Origin of the sequence: Micromonospora sp. NBS 11-29 (genome assembly GCF_002140155.1) — a bacterium.
In the GTDB taxonomy this organism is placed as follows: Bacteria; Actinomycetota; Actinomycetes; order Mycobacteriales; family Micromonosporaceae; genus Micromonospora.
Genome location: NZ_NAPR01000012.1, coordinates 370690 through 385658 on the forward strand (window position 1 = coordinate 370690; position 14969 = coordinate 385658).

General features: G+C 70.3%; 14 protein-coding genes. 9 read left to right on the forward strand and 5 right to left on the reverse strand.

Annotated features, from left to right (window positions below):
- Window positions 1-3: 3 nt before the first annotated feature.
- The gene (locus tag B1205_RS16150; protein WP_089156359.1) at window positions 4-2085 is read right to left on the reverse strand and encodes an Agd3-related carbohydrate deacetylase; all 2082 of its coding nucleotides are present in this window, start codon (window positions 2083-2085) and stop codon (window positions 4-6) included.
- A gap of 797 nt (window positions 2086-2882) precedes the next feature.
- Between B1205_RS16150 and B1205_RS16155 the strand changes: the two genes are divergently transcribed.
- A complete protein-coding gene (locus B1205_RS16155; protein WP_089156360.1) occupies window positions 2883-3752 on the forward strand; it encodes an NmrA family NAD(P)-binding protein in 870 nt (289 codons plus the stop codon).
- A 17-nt stretch (window positions 3753-3769) separates the two neighbouring features.
- Here B1205_RS16155 and B1205_RS16160 read toward each other — a convergent pair whose 3' ends face one another.
- Entirely contained in the window at window positions 3770-4372 is a 603-nt protein-coding gene (locus tag B1205_RS16160; protein WP_089156361.1) for a response regulator transcription factor, read from the reverse strand.
- Window positions 4369-5523, reverse strand: a complete 1155-nt coding sequence (locus B1205_RS16165) for a sensor histidine kinase (RefSeq protein WP_089156411.1) — start codon at window positions 5521-5523, stop codon at window positions 4369-4371. Before B1205_RS16165 ends, B1205_RS16160 begins: the two co-directional genes overlap by 4 nt.
- A gap of 108 nt (window positions 5524-5631) precedes the next feature.
- Between B1205_RS16165 and B1205_RS16170 the strand changes: the two genes are divergently transcribed.
- The 7 genes from B1205_RS16170 (at window position 5632) to B1205_RS16200 (ending at window position 13302) form a co-directional block, all read left to right on the forward strand.
- Entirely contained in the window at window positions 5632-6513 is an 882-nt protein-coding gene (locus B1205_RS16170; RefSeq protein WP_089156362.1) for an ABC transporter ATP-binding protein, read from the forward strand.
- Between the two features lie 24 nt (window positions 6514-6537).
- A complete protein-coding gene (locus B1205_RS16175) occupies window positions 6538-7257 on the forward strand; it encodes an ABC transporter permease (protein ID WP_089156363.1) in 720 nt (239 codons plus the stop codon).
- On the forward strand, window positions 7254-7934 hold the full coding sequence (locus B1205_RS16180; RefSeq protein WP_089156364.1) for a GOLPH3/VPS74 family protein: 681 nt from the start codon (window positions 7254-7256) through the stop codon (window positions 7932-7934). Before B1205_RS16175 ends, B1205_RS16180 begins: the two co-directional genes overlap by 4 nt.
- Before the next feature lie 109 nt (window positions 7935-8043).
- On the forward strand, window positions 8044-8559 hold the full coding sequence (locus B1205_RS16185) for an FBP domain-containing protein (protein ID WP_089156365.1): 516 nt from the start codon (window positions 8044-8046) through the stop codon (window positions 8557-8559).
- 1238 nt (window positions 8560-9797) lie between these two features.
- Window positions 9798-11378, forward strand: coding sequence for a VWA domain-containing protein (locus B1205_RS16190; protein ID WP_089156366.1), 1581 nt, complete (start codon window positions 9798-9800; stop codon window positions 11376-11378).
- Window positions 11365-12102 (forward strand): hypothetical protein, encoded by a 738-nt coding sequence (locus B1205_RS16195; RefSeq protein ID WP_217809820.1) that lies wholly within the window; start codon window positions 11365-11367, stop codon window positions 12100-12102. The genes B1205_RS16190 and B1205_RS16195 overlap by 14 nt, the downstream gene beginning before the upstream one ends.
- A gap of 105 nt (window positions 12103-12207) precedes the next feature.
- Window positions 12208-13302 carry an alkene reductase gene (locus B1205_RS16200; RefSeq protein ID WP_089156368.1) on the forward strand — a complete coding sequence of 365 codons (1095 nt, stop codon included), beginning with the start codon at window positions 12208-12210 and terminating at the stop codon, window positions 13300-13302.
- Window positions 13303-13313: 11 nt separating this feature from the next.
- On the opposite strand, the gene B1205_RS16205 is transcribed toward B1205_RS16200, so the two are convergent.
- A complete protein-coding gene (locus B1205_RS16205; protein ID WP_089156369.1) occupies window positions 13314-13832 on the reverse strand; it encodes a MarR family winged helix-turn-helix transcriptional regulator in 519 nt (172 codons plus the stop codon).
- A 92-nt stretch (window positions 13833-13924) separates the two neighbouring features.
- Between B1205_RS16205 and B1205_RS16210 the strand changes: the two genes are divergently transcribed.
- Window positions 13925-14344: a Rid family hydrolase gene (locus B1205_RS16210; RefSeq protein ID WP_089156370.1), complete on the forward strand. Its 420-nt coding sequence runs from the start codon at window positions 13925-13927 to the stop codon at window positions 14342-14344.
- Between the two features lie 278 nt (window positions 14345-14622).
- On the opposite strand, the gene B1205_RS16215 is transcribed toward B1205_RS16210, so the two are convergent.
- Entirely contained in the window at window positions 14623-14967 is a 345-nt protein-coding gene (locus B1205_RS16215; RefSeq protein WP_089156371.1) for a hypothetical protein, read from the reverse strand.
- Window positions 14968-14969 lie beyond the last annotated feature (2 nt).

A 14969-nucleotide genomic window follows, 5' to 3' on the forward strand; every position in this document is an offset into this window, starting at 1 on the left:
GTGCTACGGCCGGGGAGCGGCGTCGAACGTCACGGCGGTGTTCGCCGCGAGCGTCACCGGCACGGTGATGTCACTGCCGTACGCGGTGGCTCCCGCGGTAGCCGCGGTCACGCCGCCCAGCCGGAGCGCGCCGGCGGTCGGCGAGGAGACGGTGACGGTGCCGGCGCTGCGGTCGTAGACCGCCTTCGCCCCGGCGCCCAGCGCGGCGAAGTGCGCCGTGCGGGCCCGGGCGTACCCGGCGATGTCCGACCAGGCCGAGTTCAGCAGCGGCACCGAGTAGTAGGAGTCGTACCTGGCCACCACGGCCTCCACCCAGTCGGTGACGAGGGTGCGCCCGTTGCCGTAGTCGCGCACGTTGGCGATGTGGAACGTGTGCGTGTAGATCGAGCCGGAGGCCACGTGCTGCAACGCCACGCCGGCCTCGTAGTCCAGCAGTTGGGCGTAGGTGCGGTCGGTGGGCCAGTAGGGGAAGAGCCCGCCCGGGCCGTAGAAGGAGTTGTAGAAGGCGGTCTCCTCCGCGGGGGTGGTGGTGTGGTAGGCGATGTTCGTCGGCCAGCAGGGCACGACCAGGATGCCGGCGTTCAGCGGGTGCACCGTGCCGGCGTTGAAGTGCGCCGGCACGTGACTGGCGAAGGACATGTTGCCGGCCACGGTGTCGACACCGAGGTCGCTGGCGGCCTGCAGCAGCGCGGGGTTGGACGCGCCCAGCCCGTGGTCGACGAGCGGCCCGGTCGGGGTGTCGCTGTAGACGCCGAGACCCGAGTATTCGGGGGTCTTCACCACGTTGGCCGGGGCGGCGAGCCCGATCCCGGAGGCCGCGGTCCGGTTGGCGTCGATCTCGCCGTGCGTGGTGGCGTAGTCCGTCGTGTCCAGCCTCGGGTGGGTGTACGTGTGGTTGATCCACCGGAAGTTGTTCTTCAGGCACTTCGTGGTGGCGGTCAACGTGGTGGCATCGCCGTTGGGGCTGCACACGCTGCCGGCGAACGGGTCGATGTGCGCGCCGTTGAATGGAATGTTGAAGGTGAACCCGGCCGCCTTCGGGTAGGCGGCGCGCAGCGCGGTCTGCCGGGCGTCGAGGTTGACCGTGTCGTGACCGCTGACCTGGAAGCCGGGGGTGTACTCGACGGTGCCGTCCTCGTGGTAGTGGCCGGAGGTGTTGAACCAGTCGTCGATGTCGACGTTCAGATGGTGCTTGCGCTCGCCGAGGAACAGCCCCCTGCTCGCCCACCGGAACAGGCCGTACACCAGCAGGTCGGAGTGGAGCGCGTAGCTGTTCGAGGTGAACGTCAGGGCGATCCGCTCCCGACCGTCGACAGAGGTGGTACGCACGCCCAACACGTCCGAGCCGTTGGTGAGCAAGGGCTCGGCGGCGCAGCCGGGCCGGATCGCGGTGCGGTAGACGTACGACTGGGTGACGGGGATCTGGGCGGCGCTGTTGAGGTAGTCGAAGACCCCGGCGCCGCCGCTGGTCAGCGCGACGGGCAGCGGGCTGTTGTCGACTCCGCCCTCACTGTTGAGGGTCAGGCAGTAGTCCTCCGGCCAGGTGCCGTAGCTGGTGTAGAGGGCCGCCTGCCGGACGCCGAAGTTCCGCTCGTAGGCCCAGAGGATGTTCCACTCGCCGCTGGTCAGCCCGGACTGGTAGGCGCCGTCGGCGAAATACAGCTGCATGCTGTTGGTGAGCAGGACGGCGTTGTACCGCCCGACACCGTCGGCGGTGACCAGCGTGTTGGTGGTGAGCGTCTCGGTGGTGGTGTGGATGACGTCGTAGGCGGCGCCCACCCGGTCGAGGGTGGTGGTGAGCGTGGGCAGGCCGAAGTCGGTCGGGTCGGTGGCCACGATCAGCGCCCGGAGTTGAACCTGGTCATTGAGGCCCTGCGCGCTGACGCGGCCGGCGCTCCGGCCGGACGTCGCGGGCGTGGACCGGTCGACCCGGATGGCGCCGGAGCGGACGGGCAGCGGGCCGGGTCGGGCCTGCTTCGGGCTCGCGACCTGGCCGAGGCCGGGGACGGTGGGTGGGGTCGGCGTGGTCCACGGCCGGGCGTGGCCGGGACTCTGCGTGCTGAGGACGACCACGAGGGCGGTCATCCCGGCGAGGGCGAGCCGTGCGGCACGACGGCGCGCAGGTCCGGTAGGGACCATGAACTGACCTCCGATGAGGACGAGCGGCGGGGGGGCGGCAATCCACCGAGGGCTGCCGCTGCGAATGAAGGCTATCAATAGCAATTGCCTTCGTCAGCGACGTCTCACCCCCTGAGTGAGGTGTTGACCTAATGTTAGGTTAATGCTAGGCGCAGCCATCTCTGCGGGAAATGCATTGACGTTAATAACTATGTATTCCATGTTTCCTACTTGGTTTCGGCCGGCCTGCATGCGTCTTTGCCAGCGCCTCGTCACACTGCGGTAACGAGCCCGACACGATCGATCCCCCACATTCGACACGACGCGCCACCCCTCAAAAGGGGGCGAAAGGCCAAATAATCTACAAGACCTCAAAAAGAAAAAGTCTCGCAAAACCCTCCATGTTGGTCACAGAGAGTGAACGTTCACCTGATGCGAGCGCTGCCCGTACGGTTGGTGCCGCCGTGAGTTGATCGGCCGGTCGGCGGGTCAGAAGTCGGACGCTTTTCACCGCGGCGGAAAGCACTGCTTAATGCTGAGCAAATTTTCATGCTGCAATATGCACCACCCAATTATGGCGCAACTTCCACAACGGGCACGACGAGATGTGACGCGGTGCCACTGGTCGCGACGGCGGCCGCCGGATACTGGAGGGGCGATCGCGCCGTCGCCGCGCTTCACCGGGTCGACGCGGGACGGCTACGCCGGCTCGACCTGGCGACCGGGGCGGTGCTTCAGCGACTCGACGATGAGGAGTGGTTCACATGCACGGCACGAACTCGGCCAGCAGGAGGCGTGTGCTGGTGACCGGGGTCCGCGGCAAGACGGGGGTGCCGCTGGCGGAGCTGCTCGGGGCGCGGCCCGGCGTCGAGGTACGCGGCGGAAGCAGCGATCCGTCCACCGTCCACCTCTCCGGGGTCCTTCCGACCGCCTTCTCCTGGGACGATCCGTCCGGGTGGGCGGCGGCGGCCGAGGACGTCGACGCCGTGTACCTGGTCCGGCCGGACCGGGCGGACGCGCCGGAGCTGATCGGCGCGCTGCTGACCGAGGTCCCCGCCCGGGCCCGGGTCGTGCTGCTCTCCGAGCGCGATCCGGACCACACCGGGCCGGACGGGTGGGCGCCGCGTGCGGAGCGGGCGGTAAGGGACAGCGGCCGGACCTGGACGATCCTGCGCCCGAGCTGGTTCATGCAGGTCTTCACCGATCCGCGCTTCTACCGCGACCTGATCGTCGACGCCGGGGAGCTTCCCTTCCCCGCCGGGGACGCGTCGGTGGCGTGGATCGACGCCCGGGACATCGCGGCCGTGGCCGAGCGGGCCCTGCTCGACGAGGGGCACGCCGGTCAGGTGTACGAGCTCTCCGGCCCGGAGACACTGTCGCTGCCGCGCACCACGGAGCTGCTCTCCGCCGCCGCCGGACGGCCCGTGACCCACCGGCAGGTGACCATCGCCGAGGCGGTCTCCGGCATGAGCGGCTTCGAACGGGATCTCTCCGTATTGACGTTCGAACGCGTCCGGGCGGGCCGCTTCGCGGAGGTGACCGACACGGTCGAGCGGGTCACCGGACGGCCGGCGCGGACGCTGCGGGCCTTCCTCGCCGACACCGGACCGCTGGTGCGGCTGACGAACCGGTGACGGTGGAACACGGCCGGCTACAACCAGTCGTGTTCGCGGGCGTACCGGGCCGCGTCGTGGCGGGTCCGGGTCTGGGTCTTGCGCATGGCGTTGGAGAGGTAGTTGCGCACGGTGCCCGGCGCTAGGTGCAGCCGAGCGGCGATGTCGGCGACCGAGTAGCCCTCACCGGTGACCCGCAGCACGTCGACCTCACGGTCGGTCAGCGGGCAGTCCTCGGTGACGGCGAGCGCGGACACGTCCGGGTCGATCCAGCGTTTTCCCGCGTGCAGGGTGGCGATGACCGAGGTGATGTGGGCCGGCTCGGCGGACTTGCTGACGAAGCCCTGCACGCCGAGCCGCAACGCCTTGCGCAGCACGCCCGGCCGGGCGTGCCGGGTCAGCATGAGGATCACCTGCTCCGGCCGCACCCGGCGGATCTCCGCGACCGCGTCCAGGCCGTCCACGCCCGGCATCTCCAGGTCGATGACCAGCACGTCGGGCCGGTGTCGCAGGGTCGCGGCGATCGCCGTCTCGCCGTCGGTGGCCTCGGCGAGCACGGTGATGTCGCCCTCCATCGGCAGCAGCGCGGCCAGGGCCGTACGCAGCAACGCCTCGTCGTCGGCGAGCACGATGCTCGTCATCGGCCGTCCTCCCTGGCCACCGTCGGGACCGCGCCGGCACGGGCGGGCGTGAAGACCACCGCCGTACGGAACCGCCCGTCCCGCTGTTCCACGGACAGTTCGCCACCGTCGCCCGCCACCCGCTGCCGCAACGCCGCCAGTCCCCGCAGCTCGGGACGCCCGGTGGCGGTCACGCCGTCGTTGACGATCGTGATGCCGGTCGCGGCGAGCGTGATCTGCACCTGGGTGGCCTGCGCGTGGCGCAGGATGTTGGTGGTGGTCTCCCGCAGCACCTGGCCGAGCAGCTCGCTGACGCGCGTGTCGACCTCGGCCTCCCGGGTCACCCGGACCCGGATGCCGGCGGCCTCGAACAGGTTCTTCGCGTTCTCGATCTCCGCGGTGAGGTTGAGCCGCCGCTGGGCGTACGCGAGTTCCTTGGTCTGCGCGATGGTGTCGCTGACCAGCGCGTACGTTTCGCCCAGTTCCTTGGCCGCCCGCGCGGTGTCGCGGTCCAGCAGCCGCTGCGCCAGGGCGATCTTGAGCTTGACCACGTGCAGGGTGTGGCCCTGGATGTCGTGCAGGTCGCTGGCGAAGCGGACCCGCTCCCGGACCACGGCCAGCTCCGCCTCGCGCTCCCGGGTCTGTTCGAGTTCCCGGATGAGGTCGTAGAACCGCTCCCCCACCACCGTCAGGACCGTCACGACGACGGTGAGGACGGTCGGCACGAGGACGTAGCGCTGCACGACGTCGCCGAGGTCGTCGCGCTGCACCAGCAGCCGTGCCGCGCCGACCACGGCGACGAAGGAGAACAGCCCGGCCATCACCCGGGCGCGACGCCGCCGCACCTCGCGCAGCGAGAGGGAACCCACCGCGCAGACACCCCAGTAGGCGTTGGGACTGCCGGTCACCAGCACGCCGAGCGGCCACACCGCTCCCGCCACGGTCAAGCAGGGCCACACGAACCGGGCCAGGTCGCCCGCCGTCCACCGCTCGAAGGCCACCAGGGCCGCCACCGCGCCGGGCGCCAGGACGACGACGTGCCACCAGGTACGCGCGTCGGTGTAGACCAGGACCACGGCGGCGAACACCACCGGCGGCAGTGAGGCGGCGAGGTTGAGCCGGCGCAGCCTCCTCTGCGTCGACGTGGTGAAGCGCGGCGATGGTGCGGTCACCACCCCAGTATCCGGCGGCCACCGCCGACGACCAGTGACACCACGTCACCTGCCGGTCATGACACCGCGCCACTGTCACGCCGGGCCCACCCGCGCTGTCATGGGTGCATGTCCACCACACCCGTCATCGAAGTCGACCGGCTCAACCTCGCCTACGGTGACTTCCACGCCGTCAGGGACCTCTCCTTCGAGGTACGACCGGGAGAGCTCTACGCGCTGCTGGGCACCAACGGGGCCGGCAAGACCTCGACGCTGGAGGTCGTCGAGGGCCACCGGAGGCAGACCTCCGGCACCGTGGTCGTTTTCGGACATCACCCCGGTGACCGGCGGGCGGTTCGTCCCCGCACGGGAGTGATGCTCCAGGAGAGCGGTTTCTCCCCCGACCTCACGGTCCGCGAGTCCGTCGGTCTGATCGGACGGCTCAGCGGACGCAGCGACGACGTCGACCGGGTGCTCGACCTCGTCGACCTCACCGACCGGGCCGGCCGGAAGGTGTCCCAACTGTCCGGCGGCGAGAAGCGGCGGTTGGACTTCGCCACCGCCGTCTACGGCACCCCGGAGCTGATCGTCCTAGACGAGCCGACCACCGGTCTGGACATCCAGTCCCGCGACGCCGTCTGGGCGACGGTCGACCGGCTGCGCGAGGACGGCACCACCATCGTGCTCACCACGCACTACCTGGAGGAGGCGCAGCAGCGCGCCGACCGGATCGGGCTGATGCACCGGGGCACCCTCCACCGCGAGGGCACCGTCGCCGAGCTGACCCGCAGCCTGCCGGCCGTAATCCGCTTCTCCCTCGCGGAACCGGCGCCGATGCTGCCGGTGCGGGCCGCCGTCGACGCCGACGGGAAGGTCGTGATCGAGACCTTCACCCTGCAGCAGGACCTGCACGCCCTGCTCGGGTGGGCGCAGGACCACGCGGTGGAGCTGCGCGACCTGCAGGCCGGACCGACCCGGCTCGACGACGTCTTCCGCGCCGTCGCCCGCTGACCCTCTTCCGAACCGGAGTCGCACATGTTTCCCATCGCGTCCAGCGAGCTGATCCAGATCTTCCGGAACCGGCTGGTGCTGATCACCAGCCTCATCGTCCCGGTCGCCGTCTGCGCCGTCTTCGTCCGCCAGCACGAGATCTTCGCCGACATCGGCAGCCTCGGCTACATCGCGGCGATCGTGCTGTTCACCGTGGCCGCGTTCGGGCTCTACGCCACCGCCGTCACCACGTTGGCCTCCCGACGCCAGAACCTCTTCCTGAAGCGCCTTCGCTCCACCGCGGTCGCCGACTCCACCATCCTGGCCGGCCTGCTGCTGCCGCCCACCGCGATCGCGGTGGTGCAGGTGGCCGCCATCCTGACCGCGCTGGCCGTCGTCGCCGGCGGACCGGCCAACGTCGCCCTGCTCGTGCTGGCGGTCCTGGCGACCCTGGCCATGATGATCGGCCTGGCCCTGGCCACCGCCGGACTGACCAACTCGCCCGAACACGCCCAGGTCACCACCCTGCCGGTCACCCTCGGCATGATCGCCGTGGCCACCTGGGTGGGCATCAGCGACGCCGAGAACCTCGCCTGGCTCAAGCGGCTGCTGCCCGGCGGCGCCGCCACCGAACTGGCCAGGAACGCCTGGAACGGCGGCGTCGCCGTGACCGACTCCCTGCTCCTGCTCGCGCCCACCCTGGGCTGGGTCGTCATCGCCGTCGCCCTGGCCACCCGACTCTTCCGCTGGGAGCCCCGCCGATGACCACCGCACCCCGCTCCGACCCACCGACCCTGGTGGAGGATCTCCTGCTGCTGCTGTTCCAGCCCCGGTCCGGGACCATCGCGGGTGAGAACACGCTCTTCTACGTCCTGGGCGGCGCCGTCCTCGCGGACCTCGCCCTCGGCGGCCACCTGAGCACGGAGGCCCAGGGCCGGATCAGGAGCGTGGCGGATCGCCCACCGTCGGACGACCTCCTGCGCCCGGGGTGGGACTACCTCTGCGCGAAGCCGAGGGGCGCGCAGACCGCACTCGCGGCCATCGGCCCCCCGCTGCGCGAGCCGGTGTTGGACAGGCTGATCGCGCGAGGCCACATCGACCAGGAGCCGCACCGGGTGCTCGGCCTGTTCCGCACGACAGCGCTCCGGGAGGGTCGGACCGGACGCCGGGCGCGTCTGCTCGCCGACGTCCGACAGGCGCTTTCGGAGGGCACGCCGCCACCGGCCCGCGTCGCCGCGCTCGCGGCACTGCTCTCGGCGAGCGGAACCCTCCCGCAGTTCCACCGCGAGATCCCGTGGACGTCCTCGGTGATCACCCGCGCCAAGGAACTCGAGCGGGGCGACTGGGGAGCCGACGCCGCGGCGCAGGCCGTGACCCGCACCGTGACGGCCACGGTCGTCAACAGCGCCGTCGCGGTCGTCGCCGTGCTTCCGCGAAGCTGACGCGACGGGAAGGACCCGGGCTGGGCCGCGCCGCATCCTCCGGCGGGGCGGGCGTCACTGAATCCGATAATGCGTTGGCCGCCGGTCGCCCGGCTCGTACGGTCGCCTGATGGAACCGATCACCGAAGCGGAGCTGCGTGCCTCGTTCGTCAACTGCACCCAGGGGGAACGGTCCCGGATCGCCCTGCCCGGGCGGCTCGACACCATCGACTTCGACCGCCTCGACTTCCTGGGCTGGCGCGACCCCAAGGCACCCGACCGGGCCTGCCTGGTCACCCGGGTCGGCGACCGCTGGGTGGGCCTGGTGCTGCGGGCGGCGACGAAGACGGCGAAGTCGCTGACCAAGAGCACCATGTGTTCGCTGTGCGTGACCCTGCACGCCTCCTCGGGCGTCACGCTCTTCGCCGCGCCGCTGGCCGGCTCCGCCGGCCGTCACGGCAACAGCGTCGGCACGTACGTCTGCGCCGACCTGCAGTGCTCGCTCTACGTACGCGGGTTGCGGAAGTCCGACGCGATCGCCCGGATGAACGAGACCATCGACCAGGCGGACCGGATCGAGCGGCTGCGCCTGCACGTGGAGGCGTTCGTCGAGAGGGTGGTCGGCGCCGGCGCGACGGCCCGCTGATCGGCGAGGCTGCTGTCGCACATCGGTCTCGGCGGGACCAGCGACGTTGCCGGGAATTCGCGATATGTTCACCAACCTCAGCGAATGTGGGTCCAGCACGTCGACCGACATCCCAGGAGGCTGTGTGGCCGAGCCACTCTTGGCGGTCAGAGCCGCTCCGGCCCGTCCGCCGTTGACCCGGGTGTTCACGCTCGGCCTGGCGGGGATCGCCGTGATCACGCTGACCCCGGTACTGGTCCGACCGGCGCCACCGCCGGTGACGGTCATCACGGGCAAGATGGGCTCGAAGGCCGACTACTTCCGCGATGACAAGGTGCGGGCGATCCTGCGCGGCAAGCGCATCGAGGTGAAGGTCGACAACACCGGTTCCCGTGAGGTCGCCACCCACGACGTGGACAGGTACGACTTCGTCTTCCCGTCCGGCCAGCCGGCCAGTGACCTGATCATCAAGAAGAGAACGGCGGCGAACAAGGAGGCCGAGGCGTTCGTCCCGTTCGTCAGCCCGATCGTGCTCGCCACCTACCGCCCGTACGCGCAGGCGCTCCAGGACGCCGGGGTCGTCACTCCGAAGGACCGGAGTGCGGCCGACCCGCTCTACTACACGCTCGACATCGACAAGTTCGTCAGATTGACCGAGCAGGGCCGGACCTGGAACGAGATCGGCCTGCCCCGGCACGGGGTTCACAACAGCAATCAGGTGCTCGCCCACACCCCGGATGTCTGCCGGTCCAACTCCGGCGGCACCTATCAGGGCATGATCGCCTTCGCCAAGAAGAAGCGGCCGGCCGAGTCGGAGGCCGAGGTGACCGCGCTCGCGGAGGAACTCCGGCCGCTCTACCGCAAGCAGGGCGCGCCCACCGCCGACCGCGTCCCCCTGTACCTCGCGCCGGAAGGCAGCAGCATCGCACCGGTCGTCGTGATCTACGAGCATCAGTACCTCGCTCATCAGTTGCGGCAGCCACCGGGGTCGCCGGACCGGGACCGCGTCCTCCTCTATCCCGCCGCCCAGTTCGCGACCCAGCCCGCGTTCGTCTCCCTCACCGACCGGGGGCGGCGGCTCGGCGAGCTGTTGCGTACCGATCCGGAGCTGCGCCGGCGGGCGGTCGAACTCGGCTTCCGGGTGCTCGACGCGGACAACGGAAGCTCTCTGCTGGCCGCCCTGCTGCGGGAGCGCGGAATCGAGGTGCCGGCCCTGGGGAGGGACGACGCGAACGGGAACGATCAGACACAGGCGTNTCATGAGGCGGCTCGACCCGCGCGGGCTCGCCGTCATCGCGGTCTGCCTCTCACTCGGCCTCGCTCTCGGGTGCACACCGTCGCCGCCGCACGTCACCCTGCGCGTGCTCGCGTCGTCCGAGCTGGCGGACATGGGGCCGCTACTCGGTGAGTTGCGCCGCGACACCGGCGTCGAGTTGGTCATGGACTACCGGGGAACGATGGACGCGACGAACGCGTTGGCGTCCGGGGAACATCGGCACGACGTGGCGTGGTTGTCGACCGACCGTTATCTCGAGCTGAAACTGAATCAGACCGGTTACCGGGGAGAACGCCCCCTCAGCAGCAAATTCATGTTCTCGCCGCTGGCCGTCGGGGTCAAACCCGCAATCGCCGACCTGCTCCGGAGATCGGTCGAGGACCAGCACCTCTCCTGGGCGGATCTGGCGGATCTGTCGGCCGCGGGCACGGTGCGTTTCGGGATGGCGGATCCGCGCCACTCGGGCAGCGGCCTGTCCGCCCTGATCGGTGTCGCCACGGCCGCCGCGGGCACCGGCGGCGCCCTGCGTGAGCAGGATGTCGCCTGCGACCGGCTCCGCGGCTTCTTCGCCGGGCGATCCATGACCGAGGACACGTCGCGGCGGCTCGCCGACACCTACGTCGCCCACCAGGGCGACGCGGATGCGCTGATCAACTACGAGTCCGTTCTGCTGTCCCTGAACGCCAGCGGGAAGCTGCGCGAGCCCCTGGAGATCCTGTATCCGCGCGACGGCATCATCCTCGCCGACTATCCCATGCTGCTGCTCGACCCGACCAAGCGCGACGGGTACGACAAGGCGGTCGACTGGTTCAGGTCCGAAAAGGCCCAGAAAGAGATCATGGAGCGGACGTCGCGCCGTCCGCTGGACAGTCTGGTGCCGCGGGACGGGCGCTTTGCCGACTTCGGTACGAACACGCTCTACTTCCCCGACCGACAGGAAGTCATCGACCGCCTGCTGGCCGCGTATGCCGACCCGAGGTCCCGGTCGGCGTCGCATGTCATCTTCGTACTCGACTACTCGGAGTCGATGAGGGGACGGAGGATGGCCGCGCTGCGAGCGGCCTTCGCCGGGTTGAGCGGCGCGGATCCCTCCACCGTCGGCAAGTTCGTGCGCTTCTACAAGGGAGAGACGTTCAGCATCATGCGTTTCGGCGCCCGGATGCTCGACCGACGCGACTTCACCGTCTCCGGGCGATCCGAACTGGACGCGATGCGAAATTATCTGGCCACCGAGCGGTTCGATCGGGGCACCGGCGTGTGGTCGGCCCTCGACGCGGCGTACGACGTGGCCGAAACGACGGCCCGGGCGGACCCCGACCGGCCGGTCACGATCGTGCTGATGACCGACGGCGAGAACAACACGGGGGCCACGCTGGAGGATTTTCAGCGCAGCTATCGGGGCCGAGGACCGGCGGCGCGGGACATACCCACCTACACCGTGCGCTTCGGTGAGGCCGACCCCGTGGAGTTGCGACAGGCGGCGAGGGTGACCGGCGGCCGAATGGTCGACGCGAACTCGACCTCCCTGTCGCAGGCATTCAAGGAGATCCGTGGCTGTCGATAACGTCTGGTTCTGGATCCTCATGGCCACCGGTGTGGCTCTGCTGGCCGCCGCCGCGGTCTGCTACGTCCGTGACGGGCACCGCACCCCGGGCGGGCCGAAGGTCGGCGGCGACCACGAGGTGCTGATGTATCTCAACGAAACGCTGGTCATGGACATTCTCCGATACCGGCACGACGTGCAGGCGCTCAAGAGGCAGGTGGAGCAGTACACCCGGGAGAGCGCGGAGGGCCGGGGCGAGGTCAAGGTCCGCTGGTTCAGCCTCGGCACCGGTCGGACCCGGGACCGCGAGCGGACCGAGACCTACGAGGCCGAGGAGTCCCCGATCACCGCGATCCGCCGGGTCGTGCAGCGGCTCGAACGGGCGGACGCGATCGTGTACGCGGACCTTCGGACGGGCGAACTCCATGCGCACCGACGACTCGGCAACGTGGCGCAGGGAGGCGCCCGGCTGAGCGACAGCGGACTCTTCCTGTCGATCGACGGACGCTTCGAGGAGTACGACGAGGGTGACGAGTCGGACCGGGACTACGTTCGCCTTCGTGCGCCGTACCCGTCGGGTGACGCCTACCTCCGCGTCAAAATCACCAGCAAGGGGCTACGCGGTGAGAAGGATGTGCTGCCGGAAGGCAGAGCGCCGTTCCCGGCCCGCGTACTCGGCAAGGTGGAGAGCTGGGACGAACCGAATCGCCTGCTCAAGATGTGGGCGCTGGCGATCTTCCACTAGGCCGCAGTCCGCTCGAGACCGGCCCTCCGTGCCACCGTGTCGTCCGCCACGTCGCGCCCGCAAAAGCTTGCATCTCACATCAATGTCAGATTCTACGGTGAGGGCATGGCATCACTCTTCGACAGTGTCCCCCTCGGCCGCCTCCGGCTGCCCAACCGGCTCGTGATGGCCCCGATGTCGCGGGTGCGGTCCAACCCCGAAGGGCTCGCGACCGCGTCGATGGCGACGTACTACGCGCAACGGGCCAGCGCCGGCCTGATCATCACCGAGGGCGTGCACCCCAGCCCGGTCGGGCAGTCCAATCCGCTCACGCCGGGCCTGCACACCCCGGCGCAGGTCGACTCCTGGCGGCAGGTCACCTCCGCCGTGCATGCCAACGGGGGCCGGATCTTCGCGCAGATCATGCACGCGGGTCGGATCAGCCACCCGGACACGACCGGCCACCAGCCGGTCGCGCCCTCCGCGGTCGCCGCCCGCGGGACATCCGTGTTCACCCCGACCGGACCGCAGCTCGTGCCGACGCCGCGCGCGCTGTCGACGGCCGAGGTGCCGGGTGAGGTGGAGTCCATCGCGGCGGCCGCGCGGCACGCGGTCGAGGCCGGCTTCGACGGCGTGGAGGTGCACGGCGCGAACGGATACCTGATCGGGCAGTTCCTCTCCGGCAACGCCAACCTCCGCACCGACCGCTACGGCGGTTCCGTCTCCGGGCGCATCCGGTTCGCCGTCGAGGCGGTCGCGGCCACGATCGACGCGATCGGCGCGGACCGCGTCGGGTTGCGGTTGTCGCCCGGCGCCGGCATCGCCGACGCCATCGACACCGACATCCCCGAGGTGTACGGCGCGCTGCTCGCCGAACTCGTCGGGCTCGGACCGGCGTACGTGCATCTGGCCGGCACCGACGAGAAGGTGCTGCGCGGACTGCGCCGGGCCTGGCCCGGCACGCTCATCGTCAACCCCTCGGCGGCGAACAGTCCCGTGGCGGCGACCCGCGACGACGCCGAGCGTTGGCTGGCCCACGGGGCGGATCTGATCTCGCTCGGCCGCGCGTACCTCGCCAACCCCGACCTGGTCGAGCGGTTCCGGGCGGACCTGCCGCTGGCGGTCGCCGACCTGGGCACCTACTACGTCGGCGGCGACGACGGCTACCTCACCTACCCGGCGTACGCCCACCCACGCCCGGCCGCGACGACGCCGGCCTGACGTGGATGCCGTCAGGGACCGGGCGTCTCCTCGGCGAGGTCGACCGGCCGCGCCCTGAGCTTGGTGGCGATCCGCATCAGCGCGCGCCGGTCGGCGGGGGTGAGGGGGTCGAGCACGTACCGCCGCACCGAGCGCACATGTGCGGGGGCGGCGGCGACCACGACCTCGTAGCCGGCCTCGGTGAGGGCGGCGATGGTGTAGCGGCGGTCCGCCGGGTCGGGGAAACGTTCGACCCAGCCGCGCTGCTCGAACCGCTTGACGACGTTGGAGAGGCGGGACAGCGAGCCGTTGGCCAGGTAGGCGAGCTCACTCATCCGCAGGCGTCGGTCGGGCGCCTCGGACATCTGACTGAGGGTGAGGTAGTCGAAGAGGGTCAGCCCGACCGCCTGCTGCAGGGGTGCCTCCAGCCGGCCGGGCAGCAGCAGGACGAGCGAGGCCAGGCCGGTCCAGGCGTCCTTCTCCTCCGGCGAGAGCCAGAGTGCCCGGTCGGCGTGGTCGCCGCCGGGACCAGGGGTGGCGGGGGTTGCCATGTCGACACGATACCCAGCCGACAGCACTTCATGGTTGAAGTATTCTCGTGCTACGTTCACTTCAAGCATGAAGTCATAGACAGGAGAAGACCATGACTGAGCCCCAGTTCTTCGCCACGCCCGGCTACGGCCCGTGGATGCTGGAGAACCGGCATTACCACCAGGCCGTCCGGATCGGCGACCGGGTCGACATCTCCGGCCAGGGCGGCTGGGACGACCAACTGGCCTTCCCCGACTCGATCGAGGAGGAGATCGTCCGGGCCTTCGACAACGTCGAGCGCACCCTGGCCACGGCCGGGGCCACCTGGCGGGACGTCGTGTCCGTGGACTCCTTCCACGTATCGGACTCCCCCGACGTCCTCGGCGAGACGCACGCCCCGGTCATGATCGAGCAGTTCCGCAAGCGGATGGGTGACCGATCGCCCATCTGGACCATGCTCGGTGTCGCGACCCTGGCCGCACCGAACATGCGGGTCGAGATCAAGGTGACCGCCGTCCTCGGCCGCACCTGACCGGTCACGAGCGACCCGCGACGACGCGGAACGGGTGCGCCGGGCCGGCCTCCGGCCCGGCGCACCGTCCACGATCGGGCCGCAACGCGCCGCGCGGAAGCTGGCCCCGACCTCGCCGGCGAAGAGCTCCGGCACAGGCTCAGACCGACCGGGGCCCCGATCCGCTGCTCGGTCGCCGCACCGCCGGCTGCTCCCGCTGATCTACCGGAAGACCCACACCGGTGTTGGAGCCTGTCCGGCGTACGCGCGGGTGACGCGTACGCCGGCGCGGGACGGCTCTACTGCCAGGGGCCGCTGCGGCAGATGAACTGGGTGGTGCCGCTGTACTGGGTCGTGCTGCCGTCGAAGTAGCTGTAGCTGGCCCGCACGGGATGACCGAGGTTGCTGGCCGGGCAGGCGGCGAAGAGAGTCGACCCGGCGGTCGTGAAGGCGCCGACACTGCCGGAGTACCAGGTGATACTCCAGGTCGTCGTGCCGGTGCTGCTGCCGTCGCAGTAGAACTGCGAGGCGCCGGACTCGCAGAAGGGCGCCGGGGCGGCGGCGAGGGCCGGGGTGGCGCCGGCGGCGGCGAGGCTCAGAACGGCAAGGGCGGACGCGGCAAGGACCTTGACGGTGGTACGCATGG

Coding starts and splice junctions, on each gene's coding strand:
- B1205_RS16170 (WP_089156362.1), top strand. CDS start 5,632: ATGTCCACCACACCCGTCATCGAAGTCGACCGGCTCAACCTCGCCTAC.
- B1205_RS16185 (WP_089156365.1), top strand. CDS start 8,044: ATGGAACCGATCACCGAAGCGGAGCTGCGTGCCTCGTTCGTCAACTGC.
- B1205_RS16210 (WP_089156370.1), top strand. CDS start 13,925: ATGACTGAGCCCCAGTTCTTCGCCACGCCCGGCTACGGCCCGTGGATG.
- B1205_RS16160 (WP_089156361.1), bottom strand. CDS start 4,372: ATGACGAGCATCGTGCTCGCCGACGACGAGGCGTTGCTGCGTACGGCC.
- B1205_RS16205 (WP_089156369.1), bottom strand. CDS start 13,832: ATGGCAACCCCCGCCACCCCTGGTCCCGGCGGCGACCACGCCGACCGG.
- B1205_RS16155 (WP_089156360.1), top strand. CDS start 2,883: ATGCACGGCACGAACTCGGCCAGCAGGAGGCGTGTGCTGGTGACCGGG.
- B1205_RS16175 (WP_089156363.1), top strand. CDS start 6,538: ATGTTTCCCATCGCGTCCAGCGAGCTGATCCAGATCTTCCGGAACCGG.
- B1205_RS16200 (WP_089156368.1), top strand. CDS start 12,208: ATGGCATCACTCTTCGACAGTGTCCCCCTCGGCCGCCTCCGGCTGCCC.
- B1205_RS16215 (WP_089156371.1), bottom strand. CDS start 14,967: ATGCGTACCACCGTCAAGGTCCTTGCCGCGTCCGCCCTTGCCGTTCTG.
- B1205_RS16150 (WP_089156359.1), bottom strand. CDS start 2,085: ATGACCGCCCTCGTGGTCGTCCTCAGCACGCAGAGTCCCGGCCACGCC.
- B1205_RS16190 (WP_089156366.1), top strand. CDS start 9,798: ATGAGGCGGCTCGACCCGCGCGGGCTCGCCGTCATCGCGGTCTGCCTC.
- B1205_RS16180 (WP_089156364.1), top strand. CDS start 7,254: ATGACCACCGCACCCCGCTCCGACCCACCGACCCTGGTGGAGGATCTC.